Here is a 16,173-nt window from a genome sequence, read left to right on the forward strand (position 1 = left end):
TTTTATTAGTTGATTAGCTTAACGCTAATACTTCACCGCAAATCATCATTAATTGGTCACGTAACCAGATGTGACCTTTGTCTTTTTCACTAGACTCGTGCCAGCTTAAGAAGCCACTGATCTTGGTGTTTTCGTATGGCAACGCCACAACTTGCAGTTGATCATTATTTACCGCATTTTCTACCATCCAGCGTGGTGCGATGGTCACTAGCTCAGATTGACCGACGACATACAGTACGTTGCTCAGGCTCGTTCCTTCGTACGAAGCCTGGCAATCTAACTCTTTATACGCTTGCTCAGAGAAGCTGCGAATGCCGTGTACTTTTGAAAGTTTCGCGTGTTTCTCATTAGCTAGCTGAGACACGCTCACGGCACCGTGAATACGTGGGTGGTTCTTCGCCGCAACAACAACCAGCTCATCTTGGAAAATTTCTGTGCTTGAGAAACCCTGACCATCGTAACGGGCGTAATCAATGACAAAGTCAATTTCTTGATAGCGCATACGATCCGCCAGTTGACGGTCACACTCTGCATCCATATGCAGCTGAACGTGAGGTGCTTGCTGGCCGATAGCTTGCATGATTTTTGGTGCAAAACGCATGTCACACGGAGAACAGATCGCCATTTTAAATAGGCGAGTAGATGTCTCTGGTGTAAAGATTGAGCTAGGAAGTTCATTGCGGATCAGTTGAAGCGCTTGGCGCACTGGGCCAAATAACTGACGAGCGCGTTGTGTAGGCTGAATACCACGACCTTGACGCATAAACAGTTCGTCATTGAACATAACTTTAAGACGAGCAACGGCATTACTAACTGCTGGTTGTGACATGCCTAGGTTGTGTGCCGCACGAGTAATATTTTGCTCTTGCATTACAGCATCAAAAACAGTCAATAGGTTTAGATCGACGCCGCGTAACGTGCTTTCCATACGGTAACTCGCGATTGCGCTCATAGCATCTTTCTTGTCTAACATTTTAGTAGGCCTCTTGTTGTGTCATTCTTAAAGTCGCCGAATAAGTTTTGTACAGCACCGCACATTATGATTTAAGTAAAGCAGCACCAAGCCTTACGGCGTTCTATTTACTTCCTGCATACATCAGGAGCGAAACCAACTATCCACCAATAATAGACCCGTTAACAACAAGATTGACAATTAATCAGTAAGTTTTATCAATGGGAAATTATTACACTTCAAAATCAAATAGTTAGCAAAAAGGTAAAAATATCTAAATTATATTCTTAATAACTTTTGGTAGCAATAATACCGAAAACCATAAGGTCTGGGTATGGTTAACCAGAAACCGTTAACAAGGCATCCATTGAAGTTAGATGTAAACACCCTCCCAATCCATTAGCAAATCGAATGCTAGGCCAATTCACAAGCTGATTAGTTCTATTTGGTGTAATAACTCTAGAAAAGGTATGGCGGGTATTTTGCAATCAACGCGTTGTGCGTGGATTGCGGTAAGTGTCCCATCACATCAAAATATGATTGGCAATGAGAAGAAAGATAGCGACCCAAAGAGTGCACAACGGCAGTGGTTAAAGATTGACCGTTGCGCATGAGGAAAGTCAGCACGTTTGCGCTTAACGGCTTCCCGATTAGACAGAGGCGTAACTCGGGAAATCAACGCGTTCCCACAAGCTTTGCTGTAACTTCTCGCTACAATGCCAATTTCCAGCGACTAACCACTCGGCAATTCCACTGGCCACACACGGGTAGGTCACTTTTTCGGCTTGTTTTAAATCGAGCCACTCTCGTACGATAGATGCGTCTAAAAAGTCCATACTTTTTGCCAGCCCAAGACTCTCTAGCGTTGCGGCGTTACTTTGTTGTTCGAACTGCCCTTCTAAAGGTTTCACCAAGAGTTTTTTGCCTAAAGTCAGTGCTTCTGACGGTAACTCAAAACCACCATTTGCTATAACACCATCACAACGATGGAGATCCGCTTGAAACGTCTGATGGCACAGTGGTTTCATGATGATATTGTCGATTTGGACTTGTTCGACATTATTAGGGTGGTAGCAAACAAATTGATGATTATGGAAACGCGTCAGCAGACTAACGATCGCGTGTTGATTTTCAAATGGAAGATAAACAATGACATAGGCAAGGTTATCCACTAAGTCGCTGCTTATATGTACGATAGGTGGCAAAATGGGTTGATCAAAATGATACCAATGCAAGCCGAGCTGAAAGTCGCTCGGGGCAAAATTCTTTATGAGCTGTCGATCCAGCCAATTTGCATTCTTCTGAGGAACGGAAAAGCGAAAGGCATTTTGATGACTGATACTGACACAAGGTACATTTTGCTTCTTAGCAGCCCAGGCCGATATCGGCTCAAAGTCGTTAACAACGACCTCATAATCCGACAGATCCAGTTGGTTAATTTCAGATAAAAATGTTGGGACACTATTATTCATCCCTGTTTTTAAATAATCGACTTTGCCTTCATGTGTCAAAAAGGTAAATCCACGTCGCGTCTGATAATCGCCAAATTCTTCCATCGAGAAGTACTTGTGTTTATTTCTTCCTGAAAATAGAAAATCAACACTGACATCGTATCTTCTGAGTGCCTGTGACATCGCTCTAGCTCGTGCGATATGCCCGTTTCCAGTGCCTTGCACACCGTACAGAATCTTCATAATTACTCTTCCCTAAACGATAGTGTAAGTGAGTGCCAACTTAGCTGATAGCACTCCCAATAATGCGCCGACTAAAACATCCGTCAAAAAGTGCACGCCAAGAAGAATTCGTGCTGAGCCAATCAATGCGGCCCAAACAAAACTTAGTAACATGAAGTTTGGGTAGAAAAAACTGATCAAGGTCGCCATTAAAAACGCCGCTGCCGTATGACCAGAAGGTAAACTGTATCTATCTGAGGGGGTAATAAAAGGTTCTACAAACGGTGAGATTTCTTGAGGCCTGCGACGCTTGATGCTGTTTTTTGCCAACCAGTATATTGGAAGCTCAAAAGCAAAAGCCAATAAAACGCAGGTTGTGAAATCTTCACCATAATGATGATCTAATCGCCATATCATCAGCACGAGTACTGCATAGAAATGACCGTCTCCCGTTCGAGATACCCAACGACTTATCTTGGCGACGGGATGACGAAAACGATGTCGTAGACAAAAAAGTGAAAACGCCAAATCTAAACGTGTAATGGCTTCCATATTGCGCCCCCTCCTATTCCTTCATCGCAGCAAATAACTCATCAAAAAAATTACCGGATGACCATGACAAGCAGGTGACGCTTTTTAGGCGATCTGATGACAAAAAAAGGCCTTATCAATGGATAAGGCCTTTTTTTTTGTCTATCACTCTGGAAAAGACATCATAGTTCTTGATGCCTATGAATCACTCCCCAGTCTGCCAAAATCGCGTAAGCCGCTGGGATCATAAACAACACCAATAACGTTGAGGTAAAAATACCAAATACGATTGAAATAACCAGCGGCTGAATCACTTGTGCTTGCAAACTCGTTTCGGTAAGTAGGGGCAATAAACCCGCTGCCGTGGTCATGGACGTTAAGAACACCGCACGAAATCGCTCTCGACTAGCTTTAACTACCGAGTCATGCACTGAATCCCCTTCATCCACATGATGACGAATATATTGAACCAACAAGATAGAATCATTAACCACAATACCCGCCAAGGACACGAAGCCCATCATGCTCGGCATACTCAATGAATGTCCTAACAGCCAATGCCCCCAAACGACACCAATAAACGCCAAAGGGATAGCAAGCATGACTACAAACGGTTCTAGATAACTACGGAACTGAAAACTTAAAATAACAAACACGCCAAACAGCCCAAGCAAGAAGCCTTTACCCATAGAAGCCCCTGTTTTAGCTGAATCCTTGGCTTCCCCTTCAAAGTCAAAACGAAGGCCTGGGTATTTTTGTGTTAGCACATCTGCTTGTGATAATTGAAACTGACTAATTACTTCTGTCGAGCTTACTTTAGAGCTATCCGTATCACCAAACACACTGACGGTTCTTAAACCATCCACGCGCTGGATGCGAACGTAATTGCGTTGAAAGTCGAGTGTTGCAATCGAGGCCAATGGCAGCTGTGCTCCGTCGGTGAGAATGATGGGAAAATTGGCTAGCTGCTGAATATCGCCGATACCCTGCTTATCAAGCTTGACCTCGATTTTGATGTTCTCAACCCCTATTTGGATCTCATCGGCGGTCTGGCCAAAAAATGCGGCTCGAAGTTGATTTGCTATTAGCTGACCATTGACGCCATAGGTTTCAGCTCCAGGGCGAAGTTTAACTAAGATTTCCTCTTTTCCGAGACGCATGTCGTCGAGGACGCCGTGCACACCGTCAAACTGATTAAGATATTGCTGAATATCGATGGACGCTGATTTCAACGTATCGAGATCATCGTGTTTAATGCGGATCTCAATCGCTCTTCCTCCTGGTCCTATGGTTGGCTGCTTAAATACCATAGAGATAGGATCGGCTAACTCGCCTACATCCTCACGCCATGCATCGATAAACTCATCGATAATGGTATTGCGTATTTCAGCACCACGTAAGTCCAAACGAACGGTGGCAAGATGCGGTCCTGATTCATTCGCGTCTCGGTTGGTATTGAACTGACTGGTAATTTGCTCGACCAGTACATGTCCACCTTCAACTTCGTCACTCCACTTTTGATTAAGTTTCTGTGCTGAAGCAACAATATGATCCACGACCTTTTCGGTCTGAGACAAAGATGCGCCAGGTGGCAATATAATCCGTGCTACGGCGGTATCACCATCTAGGTCGGGGAACGGATTGAATTTAACCACGCCTCCTGCGAGCAAGCTGATAGATATGAGCAGCAAGGAAACCACGCCTCCCATAAAGGCATAACGATACGAGACCACTTTGTCCACAGCGAAAACCAAAGTGGTGTTTCTAAAGAGCTCAAAACGCTCAAGTAAGACACGCTTGAACTTAAGTGGCTGCCTTTCATTTTTCTGTTTATGAAGTGAGTGAGATAAATGGCTTGGTAAAATCAGAAAAGCTTCTATCAAACTGATAGATAACACCAAAATTAGCACTTGTGGTACCGCTTTTAACACCGCCCCCATTTCACCATCTAAGAACAGCAAACTGCCGAATATGCAGACTGTCGTTAGAAAGGACGACAATACGCCAGGAAAGACTTTTTTGACTCCATTAACCACTGCATCATCGATACTCTGCCCCCTATCTAGGTGAGAGGCGATCGATTCTGCGATGACTATCGCGTCATCCATCATAATACCAATCGCCATTAATAACCCGACCAGCGACATAATATTGATAGACAAACCTAAGTTGGCCATCAAGTACAGGCCACCAAGAAACGCGACTGGTAGTCCAGCTGCAACCCAAAACGAGTAGCGGAAACTGAAAAATAACCACATGGTCGCAAATACCAAGATAATACCTTGCCAACCATTTTTAACCATCATGGTCAATCGATCCCAAAGTACCGAAGAGAGATCGTTGGTCATTTCAAGCGTCACGCCTTCAGGGGCGATAAGCCGCTGATCGTCAACAAAGCGCTGCACATTCTCTTTGATCCGCAGGGCATCATCTTCTTTATTTTTACTGACTTTTAGAATCGCCGCCGGTTTGCCATTAAACAAGACTTTCTGCTCATCTAACTCAAAACGGTCAGTGATCGTTGCAACGTCTCTGAGTCGAATTAGCGCACCATTGGGACTAGAACCGACCACAATGCTTTCAAGCTGAACCGGTGTAACGCGACGTTCATCAAAACGAATCAAGAAGTTCTTATCGGGGGTTTCTACATTGCCACTGGGCAGTTTAATGTTTTGCTTACCTATCTGGTTGGCAATGTCATTAACACTCAATCCAAGTTGACGCATGATTTGTGTATTGAGTTCGACTCGATATTGGTGATCTGAAAAACCACTAACATCGACTAAAGACACGCCATAATCTAGCTTCATAGTACGCTTTAACTGCTCTGCGTACGCTTTTAACTCTGGCCAGGTGGTGTCAGCCATAATCGCAACATCCACCACAGGTTCATTCGAATCAAGCTCTTGCACCACCGGGGATTCAATTTCATCCGGAAAATCATTAATGCTGTTGATTTGAGTTTGTACGTCCACCAGCATTCTGCCAATATCCGCCTTCTCATTGAGCTTTAGCGTTAGACGAGCCGAGCCCTCGATAGCTTCACACTTCGTCTCAACGATATTGGCTAAACCATCGACGGCATCTTCCATACGCACACACAGGCTTTCTTCAGCTTCTTGTGGTGATGCACCTGGATAGGTGATCGCCGCCATAATATAGGGAGGGGTAAACTCAGGAAAAGTTTCGCGTTTTATTTGCGGCAACGAGGAAATCCCCAACACCAGCAGTGCCAACATTAGCAAGTTTGCGGCGGTTGGGTGCTTGGCAAAATAACGAATCATAGTGATGACCCCTCACCTTGCTCCGAGTTCGCTTGACGAAGCTTCATGCCCGCAATTGCAGGCAGCAAATCATTAACAACGAGTCGATCACCTTGGGAAAGCTGACCTTCTATTGCGACTTGATTGTCACGTCGATAAATAACCTTAATTTTTTGAATAAGCAGACGATCTTCATCATCCATAAGATAGATTTTATCACCGTGAAGCGCTCGCTCTGGAATCAACCATGTTGGCTGCTTAGCACCCTCAATTTCGGCTTTAACAAACATACCTTTAACCAGTATGGGGGTATCGCTAAGGCTGTAGCCATTGGCCGCTTGCTCTATTTCCAAAATCACACCTGCTGTTGCTTGCGCTTGATCGACGCTGTCACTGACCCGGGCAACGCGAGCTGGCCAACTGGCTGTCAAATTACCGCTGCTCAAGTACACCTTGGCGGTGAGGTTATCGAGGTAACTGAGCTGCTCTGTCGATTCTGTTAACGAGGAACCTAGGCTACTGGCAAGTAACTGCACATCATGAATGGAGAGTTGCGCATCCACTTCCATTAAATCCATACCATGCGCCACGACCATGGTTTGCTGCATGTTGACCACCTGATTACTCTCAGCATCCACTTCAGAGATCCTCATCGCGACAGGCAGCACAACACGTGTTTTACTCAATGAACGATCTGCTTCCTGAACCTTGGCCTGATTGACTTTAACAAGTGCTTTTGCTACTGCTTTTTCATCTGGTATTAACGCCAATTGATTCTCAATATCTTGCAGTAGTTTTTTCTGCGATAACATACTTTGCTGCTGAACATCGACATCGGACTGAGAGCTTAAACCTCGTTTTTGCAAATCCACTCGTCGCTGCAATTCATTATTACTCAGTCCCAGGCGGTTTTTCTCTATGGTTAAGGTCTGCTTTAGATTAAGTTCTTGCTGATCCAATTTCGCTAACTGAGTTTCACTTGATGTAAGATCAGCTTTCGCTTGAGAGAGCTTTAACTCGTAATCCAAAGGATCGATTCGTAGCAGCTCTGTGCCAGCAGGCACCACTTTGCCTTTTTCCAGCATCGGGCTTTTATACACCACAGCGCCACTCACCTCGGCAATCGCTTTCCACTCAACCTTAGGTACGACCTGACCAAAACCTACGGCGATTGGCGCTGATAGAACCGGAGTCAGTTCAACAATATCCACCACTCTAGATTTGTCGCCAGCAGGCTTTGTCGCCACATCTGGCTTGAGATTAATGGCGAGCACTAGGCTGAGCACCCCTACAGCAAGCGCCGGAAAAAAAAGAACTCTTCGATTGATTGTCATACTTTTCTCTTTCATCATTCTGAATCATTGCTAAGTGCGCCGGCAGTCAAAAAACCGTGCGCCATCATTTGTATGTTGTGTTCTAGTAGTTGGCTTAGAAACTCTTCATTTATTTCTATGCCATGCATGTTCAACAATGCAGGAGGCGCGATAAACGGAAAAACCATGAGACTAAGAAAAGAGATCTTACACAACTTAGGATCGGCGTCTTCTCGAATAAGACCTTGTCGTTGTAAAGATTGAAACATCTTATCCTCGGTTGGCTTCATCACATCGGCCATGACCTTTTCAAGCAGCGATCGTTGAGTATTTGACGGAGCGAAATGCATAACCTGAATAACTAGACGGGGAAACTCGGGGACGTTATTCATTTCTCGATAGTAGGTTCGCATCAAGCCAAACAAGTTATCTTGCCCGCCATCTTCTATCAAAGCGTTCATCATTTTTTTCATCGGAGCCAGAGTTTCGCGGAGCATGGTCTCAAAGAGTCCCTCTTTGCTCCCAAAATAATAGCGAATCATCGCAATGTTGACTCCGGCCTTCTCGGCTATCATCCGCGTCGAAACCTTGTCATAAGGCATCACAGTAAAAAGTTGCCGTGAGTGAAGCACCAGCTTTTCCCGTGTATCGGTTGGCTTGTTGGGTCTACCTGCTTTTCTGCTTTTTTCTGCTGCCACCCAGTCACCTTCACAATATTAATCATTGGATTAATTAATTATTAACAATTCACGCTGTGATTGCGAGAAACGATCGCACCAATAATTCATCACATATTAATCAATTGATTAATATCAATATCAGCAAGTTAATCTGAGTAAAGTCATCGGACATGGGTAAAAAATCACGGAAACACTTGACGCAGTTGTTAGAGTGCGGTACTAATTCTGTAACTTAATTTTGTGGAATGTATAACAGTGACATTACGTTTTTCTCTTCTCCTGAGCCTCCTCCTTAACGTGAATCAATCGCGCGGGTAGCCAGTGGACGAAAAACACCACGAAAGAGATTTCTCAAAGCCCGCATCGAAATGCGGGCTTTTTTATACCAATCGAACAGGACGTAAACGATTAACCTGTACAAAGAGGAAGCAAACATGACAGATCAGGTAATTATCTTTGACACCACGTTGCGTGATGGCGAACAAGCTCTATTAGCCAGTTTAACGGTAAAAGAAAAACTGCAAATTGCTTTCGCTCTCGAACGCTTAGGTGTGGATGTTATCGAAGCCGGCTTCCCTATTTCATCACCAGGTGATTTTGAGTCGGTGCAAACCATTGCAAAGCACATTAAGAACAGTCGTGTTTGCGCCTTGTCTCGAGCGGTAGCCAAAGATATTGATGCCGCGGCAGAAGCGTTGAAAGTCGCTGAGGCCTTCCGCATTCACACATTTATTTCAACGTCTACAGTACACGTTCAAGACAAGTTGCGTCGTAGCTACGATGATGTCGTTGAAATGGGTGTCAAAGCGGTAAAACACGCAAGAAAGTACACTGATGATGTCGAGTTCTCTTGTGAAGATGCGGGGCGCACCCCGATCGATAATTTATGCCGCATGGTGGAAGCCGCGATCAACGCCGGTGCGAGCACCATCAACATACCAGATACTGTGGGTTATACCGTTCCGAACGAATTTGGCGGCATCATCCAGACGCTTTTCAATCGTGTTCCAAATATCGATAAAGCCATTATTTCAGTGCACTGTCATGACGATCTAGGCATGTCGGTTGCTAACTCCATCGCCGCGGTTCAAGCCGGTGCGCGTCAGATTGAAGGAACGATTAATGGCATCGGTGAGCGTGCTGGTAACTGCTCACTCGAAGAAATTGCCATGATCATCAAAACTCGGGAAGAGCTGTTGGGCGTTCACACTGGTGTCAACCATCAAGAGATCCACCGTACCAGCAAGTTGGTGAGCCAGCTGTGCAACATGCCAATCCAGGACAATAAAGCGATTGTCGGCGCCAATGCCTTTAGCCACTCGTCAGGTATTCACCAAGATGGCATGATCAAGAATAAGAACACCTATGAGATCATGACACCTGAGTCTATTGGTCTAAAAAACAAAGCATTGAACCTAACCAGTCGTTCTGGTCGTGCCGCAGTGAAACAGCACATGGACTCGATGGGTTATAAAGAAGAAGAGTACAACCTAGACGCGTTATACGCTGACTTCTTGAAACTGGCAGACCGTAAAGGCCAGGTCTTTGATTACGATCTAGAAGCGCTTATGCACTTTGCTAACTTGCGTGATGAAGATGACTTCTACAAGCTTAACTATCTAAGTGTTCAGTCAGGCAGTGTAATGGCAACCACCAGCATCAAGATACAGTGTGGTGATGAAGAAAAATGCGAAGCCGCAGTGGGGAACGGTCCGGTTGACGCTCTTTATCAATGTATTTATCGTGTGACTGGCTATGACATCGTCCTGGACAAATTTGACTTAACCGCCAAGGGCGAAGGTGAGGATGGCCTGGGTCAAGCGGATATCATTGCCAACTACAAGGGTCGCAAATACCACGGTACGGGTGTGTCTACCGACATTGTTGAAGCTTCGGGACAAGCGCTTTTGCACGTCATCAACAGCATTCATCGTGCAGACCAAATCGCTGAAATCAAGCAACAGAAAGAAGAAACCGTTTAGTAAGGCTTCGCCATTGCGTGCACTGCAGGCAGTGGCGAGCAAACAGAACAGATATCAGCAGTCATGACTGCAGCAAAAATTTAAAATTAGACAAATACAACATGTAAGGAATAGGAATCCATGGCAGGCACACATAAGATTGCAGTATTACCTGGAGACGGAATTGGACCAGAGGTCATGGCTCAAGCACACAAAGTGCTGGACGCCATCGAAACAAAACACGGCATTACTCTAGAGCGTGAACATTATGACGTTGGTGGTATCGCCATAGACAATCACGGCTGCCCACTTCCAGAAAGCACGGTTGCTGGCTGTGAAGAGTCAGATGCCATTTTATTTGGTTCTGTTGGCGGTCCAAAATGGGAGCACCTTGCCCCTAACGACCAGCCTGAACGTGGCGCCCTTCTGCCCCTTCGTAAGCATTTCCAACTGTTTTGTAATCTGAGACCTGCACAAATCCATAAAGGTCTTGAATCCTTTTCGCCGCTGCGTGCAGACATTTCAGAGAACGGCTTTGATATTGTCGTTGTGCGCGAACTAACGGGTGGCATTTACTTTGGTCAGCCTAAAGGGCGTGAAGGTGAAGGCCCAATGGAAAAAGCTTTTGATACCGAAGTTTACCACCGCTTTGAAATTGAGCGCATTGCAAAGATCGCCTTTGAATCTGCTCGCCTGCGCAACAAAAACGTTTACTCCATTGATAAAGCCAACGTTTTGCAAAGCTCAATCTTATGGCGTGAGGTGGTCGAAGAAGTCGCGAAAGACTATCCAGATGTAACCCTAAACCACATGTACATTGATAATGCCACCATGCAACTGATCAAAGATCCGTCTCAATTTGATATTATGCTGTGCTCTAACATCTTCGGCGACATCATCTCTGATGAATGTGCGATGATTACTGGCTCTATGGGTATGCTGCCTTCAGCAAGCCTTAATGAAAGCCAATTTGGCTTATATGAGCCAGCGGGAGGCTCAGCGCCGGACATCGCCGGTAAAGACATCGCAAACCCAGTAGCGCAAATTCTTTCTGCGGCACTGATGCTGCGATATAGCCTAGGTGAGGAAGCCGCTGCTCAGGATATTGAAGCGGCCGTTAGTAAAGCTCTTTCAGCGGGAGAGCTTACTGCCGATCTAGCTGGAAACAATCCTGCATTATCAACGTCGCAAATGGGCGATAAGATCGCCAGCTACGTGTTAAATTCATAATAATCACAATGAACGCTCCCGCTGGCTCTGTCAGCGGTGAGAAAGTTGCAAGGAATCAGCAATGTCAAAAACACTTTATGAAAAAGTCTACGATGCGCACGTCGCCGTAGAAGCTGAAGGTGAAAACCCAATTCTTTATATTGACCGTCACTTAGTGCACGAGGTGACGTCTCCTCAAGCCTTTGATGGTTTGCGTGAAAAAGGCCGTCAGGTTCGTCAGGTTGGCAAAACGTTTGCCACAATGGATCACAACGTCTCCACCACAACAAAAGACATCAACGCCTCGGGTGAAATGGCCCGTATCCAGATGGAAACGCTGTCTAAGAACTGTGAAGAGTTTGGCGTAACACTTTACGACTTAAATCATAAATACCAGGGCATCGTCCACGTTATGGGGCCAGAGCTTGGTATTACCTTACCAGCCATGACCATTGTCTGTGGTGACTCTCATACCGCAACACATGGCGCCTTTGGCTCTCTTGCGTTTGGTATTGGTACTTCTGAAGTTGAGCACGTTTTAGCAACCCAAACCCTTAAGCAATCTCGTGCTAAAACCATGAAGATTGAGGTGACAGGAAAAGTGTCTCCTGGCGTTACAGCGAAAGACATCGTGCTGGCGATCATCGGTAAAACAACCGCAGCAGGCGGCACTGGCTACGTCGTAGAGTTCTGTGGAGAAGCCATCACAGATCTGTCGATGGAAGGTCGTATGACCGTGTGTAACATGGCGATTGAACTAGGCGCTAAAGCAGGCCTGATTGCTCCAGATGAAACCACCTTTGATTACCTGCAGGGTCGTAAATTTGCCCCTCAAGGTGCAGATTGGGACGCTGCGGTTGAATATTGGAAGTCCTTTAAGAGCGATGACGATGCGAGTTTTGATGCTGTTGTAACTCTAAATGGTGCGGATATCAAGCCGCAAGTGACCTGGGGCACGAACCCGGGCCAAGTGATCGCCGTTGATCAACCCATTCCAAATCCAGAAAGCTTTAGCGACCCGGTAGAAAAAGCATCTGCTGAAAAAGCGCTCGCGTATATGGGGCTAGAAGCAGGAAAATCTTTAAAAGACTACCCTGTTGACAAAGTCTTTGTGGGCTCTTGTACCAATTCACGTATTGAAGACATGCGAGCGGCCGCGCAAGTAGCAAAAGGTCGCAAAGTGGCAGACCATGTTCAAGCGTTGATTGTACCTGGCTCTGAGCAAGTTAAAGCTCAGGCTGAAGCCGAAGGATTAGACATCATCTTTAAAGAGGCCGGATTTGAATGGCGCCTACCGGGCTGCTCTATGTGCCTGGCAATGAACAATGATCGCCTTGGTCCCCAAGAACGCTGTGCTTCGACCAGTAACCGTAACTTTGAAGGACGTCAGGGGCGTGATGGGCGAACTCATTTAGTTAGCCCTGCAATGGCAGCTGCCGCCGCTATTGCTGGTCACTTTGTTGATATCAGAAACTTGGACTCATAAGGAAGCGAACATGTCAGGATTTAAACAACACACTGGATTGGTCGTGCCTCTTGATGCCGCGAACGTCGATACTGACGCGATCATCCCTAAGCAGTTTTTGCAAAAAGTCACTCGAACGGGGTTTGGGCAGCATTTATTTCATGACTGGCGCTTTCTAGATGACGCTGGGCAGCAAGAGAACCCTGAGTTCATTATGAATGCAGCGCGCTACCAAGGTGCTAGTATTCTTCTTGCTCGAGAGAACTTTGGCTGTGGTTCATCTCGTGAACATGCGCCGTGGGCATTGGCTGACTATGGTATTCAAGTAATGATTGCACCGAGCTTTGCCGATATTTTCTATGGCAACTCAATCAATAACCAAATGGTCCCAGTTCGCCTTACAGAACAAGAAGTTGATGAGATATTTCAATACGTAGCAGCCAATGAAGGAGCCGAGATCACTGTAGATCTAGAAGCCATGACCGTGACAGCCAATGGCCAGTCTTATAGCTTTGAGATCGATGAGTTTCGTCGTCACTGCTTGCTCAATGGGTTGGATAACATTGGGTTAACGCTGCAACACGAAGACAAGATTGCGGCTTATGAAGCGAGCATTCCTGGCTTTTTGAAATAGTGACTCAAACGATAACGTTAATTATCCCGGCCTTCGCGCCGGTTTTTTTTATTCCACGAATGCGAGCTAGGAGCTCATTTAATCAATACAGAAACCGCAAACAAAAAGTCGCTATGATCTATATTCTATGAACTATGATCTGTCTGATAGTGAAAGATAATCCCTTTGACTAAGGTCTGTTAAATGGACGTTTTTAGATATGGACATGAACTATGACTCGAATGGTATTACTGCTTGCCTTATTTCTTTCAACACATGTGCTGGCGGCGCCTAAATCGGAACTGTGGGAGTATTGGAACACCAGTAATGAAAGCAGCTTACAATCCGTGTCTCATCAAGGCTGGCAACGTTTTCTGGATAACTACGTTACCGCGCAAGGAGAACATACTCTCGTCAGCTATCATCGCGTTTCCCCGCAAGATAAAAATAACCTAAAGCAGTACGTTCAACAGCTCGCCACCCTCGATCCCAAACAACTAAGCAGAGCTGAGCAGTACGCCTACTGGGTGAACCTCTACAACGCCATCACTGTTGACTTAATACTAGATAACTACCCGATAAAGTCGATCACCAAACTGGGCGGTTTTTTTAGTTTTGGGCCATGGCAAGACGATGTCATTACCATTTCCGGCAAAGCACTCACTCTCAATGACATTGAACATCGCATCCTGCGCCCTATTTGGAACGAACCGAGAACTCACTATGCGGTCAATTGTGCCAGTCTTGGTTGCCCAAACCTTCAAGCAACCGCCTTTACTGCCAGCAATACGGACAAATTGCTCGAACAAGCTGCTCATGTATTTATTAACAGCAACAAAGGGGTTGAAATAACGCCAGAGTCCGTGACGCTGTCTTCAATCTACGATTGGTTTCGTGATGATTTTCAAAGTGAAGGGGGCGTCATTGAGCACATCAGACGATATCGCCCACAAATCAACGACTATCAAGGGACGCTGCACTACGATTATGACTGGTCACTAAACCAAAGTTCGGACTAGTCCCATTCGCAGCATAGACTAGAAACTTGAACCAGGCTCTTGGAGAAAAGTCAGCTCTTCAGGCGTGGACTCGCGCCCGAGTATAGCGTTACGATGAGGATAACGACCAAAACGCTCAATGATGGCTTTATGGCGTAATTCAAAATCCAGATTGAGTTCATTACCGTTAGCTTGAAAAAGCGCAACCGCTTGTTCATGGATAACAAGCGATTCACTGTGCATAAACGGCATGTAGAGAAAAGTTCGCTGCTGGGCGCTGAGTTCCTTATCAAGCCCCATGGCAATGGCCTCTTGTGCCAATACCAATGCCATACCGTCGCACGCAAAAGACAACGCCTGACCTCGGTAAAGGTTACGAGAAAACTGATCAAGCACAATCACTTCACTCAGGCGCCCCAATGCATCACTGCGCCAGGAACCTAACTCACCATGGGCCGCTTGCTGATGAAGAATCGCGAAGCGCTCGGCAATTAAATGATCAATGTCATCACCACCAGCAAACCATTGCTGCGGAGTGAGATCGTCAAACCAAAATGTCAGTACATCCGTATATTGCATCACGCTCTCCTTTGTCAGATCACTTAAAGCCTTTTACTTTCTTAATGAGATCATAGGCGCTTTGGATCTCTTGTGACTGCTCTTTGGCGACATTCATCATCTCCGGCGGCAGACCTTTTGCCATTAACTTATCTGGGTGGTGTTCATTCATCAATTTTCGATAGGCTCGCTTAACTGTTTTGGCATCGGCGCTTTCTTCGACACCTAACACCTTATAGGCGTCAGCAAGATGGGAGGCACTGCTGGCTTGCTGCCAACCACCAGTGGATTGATGTCCGCTTTGCTGACCTTGCTCAAATCCACCATGATGAAAGCGAAACGCGGCTTCTTGCATTCTTAAGCGCTGCTCTAACTGCTCGGAAGAGAAACCAAGTCCCTGAGCAATACGGTGCAAGACGTCTCGCTCACTTGGGTGCACACTGCCATCAGCAAAGGCAGCGGAAATTTGCAATTCAAGGAAAAACTGCAATAAGTCGTGACGGCCACCAGAAGAAACGCGCACACTTCGCAACACATCTTCGAGTGGGAAGTCGGTCGATTTCCCGGTGCGGAAGGCTTCTTGAGCAGCATTTTTCTGACTTGCAGTCAGGTTCATTCTTTCCATCATGACGGTGGCCAATTGGATCTCTTCGCGAGTTACCTGACCTTTTGCCTTTGCCACATGCCCCATTACTGCATAAGCTGAGTTTAGGAACTCTTGTTGTTTTTCGGCTTGATTGGCTGCACCACCAAATCCGCCGCGCGAAAAACCCGCTTGATTTAAGCGTCGCGCTTTATCAAACTGATGACCAAGGAATAGTCCAAATAGCGCTCCTAACGGTCCCCCAAAAAGGAATCCAAAAAAAGTGCCTAAAATTTTGCCAAAAATATGCATTATGTGCTCTCAATCTATGAATTTTTAATCAAGCAAGCGGTCTGATAGTGTCGTAAGAGTCA

The 16,173-nt window shown here is 45.8% G+C and carries 13 protein-coding genes; 5 read left to right on the forward strand and 8 right to left on the reverse strand.

Annotated features, from left to right (window positions below; all coding sequences use genetic code 11):
* Nucleotides 1–13: 13 nt before the first annotated feature.
* The 6 genes from leuO to LNL84_RS03750 all read right to left on the reverse strand — a co-directional run bounded on the left by leuO (nt 14) and on the right by LNL84_RS03750 (nt 8,430).
* Entirely contained in the window at nt 14–973 is a 960-nt protein-coding gene (leuO, locus tag LNL84_RS03725; RefSeq protein WP_244355319.1) for a transcriptional regulator LeuO, read from the reverse strand.
* Between the two features lie 629 nt (nt 974–1,602).
* Complete coding sequence (locus LNL84_RS03730; RefSeq protein WP_244355320.1) at nt 1,603–2,646, reverse strand: MJ1255/VC2487 family glycosyltransferase; 1,044 nt, start codon at nt 2,644–2,646, stop codon at nt 1,603–1,605.
* 12 nt (nt 2,647–2,658) lie between these two features.
* Nucleotides 2,659–3,177 carry a phosphatase PAP2 family protein gene (locus tag LNL84_RS03735; RefSeq protein WP_244355321.1) on the reverse strand — a complete coding sequence of 173 codons (519 nt, stop codon included), beginning with the start codon at nt 3,175–3,177 and terminating at the stop codon, nt 2,659–2,661.
* A gap of 161 nt (nt 3,178–3,338) precedes the next feature.
* Entirely contained in the window at nt 3,339–6,440 is a 3,102-nt protein-coding gene (locus tag LNL84_RS03740) for an efflux RND transporter permease subunit (RefSeq protein WP_244355322.1), read from the reverse strand.
* The gene (locus LNL84_RS03745) at nt 6,437–7,753 is read right to left on the reverse strand and encodes an efflux RND transporter periplasmic adaptor subunit (RefSeq protein WP_244355324.1); all 1,317 of its coding nucleotides are present in this window, start codon (nt 7,751–7,753) and stop codon (nt 6,437–6,439) included. Before LNL84_RS03745 ends, LNL84_RS03740 begins: the two co-directional genes overlap by 4 nt.
* Nucleotides 7,754–7,767: 14 nt before the next feature.
* On the reverse strand, nt 7,768–8,430 hold the full coding sequence (locus LNL84_RS03750; protein ID WP_244355325.1) for a TetR/AcrR family transcriptional regulator: 663 nt from the start codon (nt 8,428–8,430) through the stop codon (nt 7,768–7,770).
* 416 nt (nt 8,431–8,846) lie between these two features.
* Between LNL84_RS03750 and leuA the strand changes: the two genes are divergently transcribed.
* From leuA to LNL84_RS03775, 5 genes are all read left to right on the forward strand, one after another.
* The gene (leuA, locus tag LNL84_RS03755) at nt 8,847–10,394 is read left to right on the forward strand and encodes a 2-isopropylmalate synthase (RefSeq protein ID WP_244355326.1); all 1,548 of its coding nucleotides are present in this window, start codon (nt 8,847–8,849) and stop codon (nt 10,392–10,394) included.
* Nucleotides 10,395–10,514: 120 nt separating this feature from the next.
* Entirely contained in the window at nt 10,515–11,603 is a 1,089-nt protein-coding gene (leuB, locus tag LNL84_RS03760; protein WP_244355327.1) for a 3-isopropylmalate dehydrogenase, read from the forward strand.
* Between the two features lie 61 nt (nt 11,604–11,664).
* Complete coding sequence (leuC, locus tag LNL84_RS03765; RefSeq protein WP_244355329.1) at nt 11,665–13,068, forward strand: 3-isopropylmalate dehydratase large subunit; 1,404 nt, start codon at nt 11,665–11,667, stop codon at nt 13,066–13,068.
* A gap of 10 nt (nt 13,069–13,078) precedes the next feature.
* Complete coding sequence (leuD, locus tag LNL84_RS03770; protein WP_244355330.1) at nt 13,079–13,681, forward strand: 3-isopropylmalate dehydratase small subunit; 603 nt, start codon at nt 13,079–13,081, stop codon at nt 13,679–13,681.
* A gap of 212 nt (nt 13,682–13,893) precedes the next feature.
* Nucleotides 13,894–14,679 carry a DUF547 domain-containing protein gene (locus tag LNL84_RS03775; protein ID WP_244355331.1) on the forward strand — a complete coding sequence of 262 codons (786 nt, stop codon included), beginning with the start codon at nt 13,894–13,896 and terminating at the stop codon, nt 14,677–14,679.
* 18 nt (nt 14,680–14,697) lie between these two features.
* Here LNL84_RS03775 and LNL84_RS03780 read toward each other — a convergent pair whose 3' ends face one another.
* A complete protein-coding gene (locus tag LNL84_RS03780) occupies nt 14,698–15,237 on the reverse strand; it encodes a DUF924 family protein (protein WP_244355332.1) in 540 nt (179 codons plus the stop codon).
* A 19-nt stretch (nt 15,238–15,256) separates the two neighbouring features.
* Nucleotides 15,257–16,111 (reverse strand): co-chaperone DjlA, encoded by an 855-nt coding sequence (djlA, locus tag LNL84_RS03785; protein ID WP_244355333.1) that lies wholly within the window; start codon nt 16,109–16,111, stop codon nt 15,257–15,259.
* Nucleotides 16,112–16,173: the final 62 nt, after the last annotated feature.

The sequence above is a fragment of the Vibrio gelatinilyticus genome (genome assembly GCF_022836845.1).
GTDB classification, from domain to species: Bacteria; Pseudomonadota; Gammaproteobacteria; order Enterobacterales; family Vibrionaceae; genus Vibrio; species Vibrio gelatinilyticus.

Coding starts and splice junctions, on each gene's coding strand:
- leuO (WP_244355319.1), bottom strand. CDS start 973: ATGTTAGACAAGAAAGATGCTATGAGCGCAATCGCGAGTTACCGTATG.
- LNL84_RS03730 (WP_244355320.1), bottom strand. CDS start 2,646: ATGAAGATTCTGTACGGTGTGCAAGGCACTGGAAACGGGCATATCGCA.
- LNL84_RS03735 (WP_244355321.1), bottom strand. CDS start 3,177: ATGGAAGCCATTACACGTTTAGATTTGGCGTTTTCACTTTTTTGTCTA.
- LNL84_RS03740 (WP_244355322.1), bottom strand. CDS start 6,440: ATGATTCGTTATTTTGCCAAGCACCCAACCGCCGCAAACTTGCTAATG.
- LNL84_RS03745 (WP_244355324.1), bottom strand. CDS start 7,753: ATGACAATCAATCGAAGAGTTCTTTTTTTTCCGGCGCTTGCTGTAGGG.
- leuA (WP_244355326.1), top strand. CDS start 8,847: ATGACAGATCAGGTAATTATCTTTGACACCACGTTGCGTGATGGCGAA.
- leuB (WP_244355327.1), top strand. CDS start 10,515: ATGGCAGGCACACATAAGATTGCAGTATTACCTGGAGACGGAATTGGA.
- leuC (WP_244355329.1), top strand. CDS start 11,665: ATGTCAAAAACACTTTATGAAAAAGTCTACGATGCGCACGTCGCCGTA.
- leuD (WP_244355330.1), top strand. CDS start 13,079: ATGTCAGGATTTAAACAACACACTGGATTGGTCGTGCCTCTTGATGCC.
- LNL84_RS03775 (WP_244355331.1), top strand. CDS start 13,894: ATGACTCGAATGGTATTACTGCTTGCCTTATTTCTTTCAACACATGTG.
- LNL84_RS03780 (WP_244355332.1), bottom strand. CDS start 15,237: ATGCAATATACGGATGTACTGACATTTTGGTTTGACGATCTCACTCCG.
- djlA (WP_244355333.1), bottom strand. CDS start 16,111: ATGCATATTTTTGGCAAAATTTTAGGCACTTTTTTTGGATTCCTTTTT.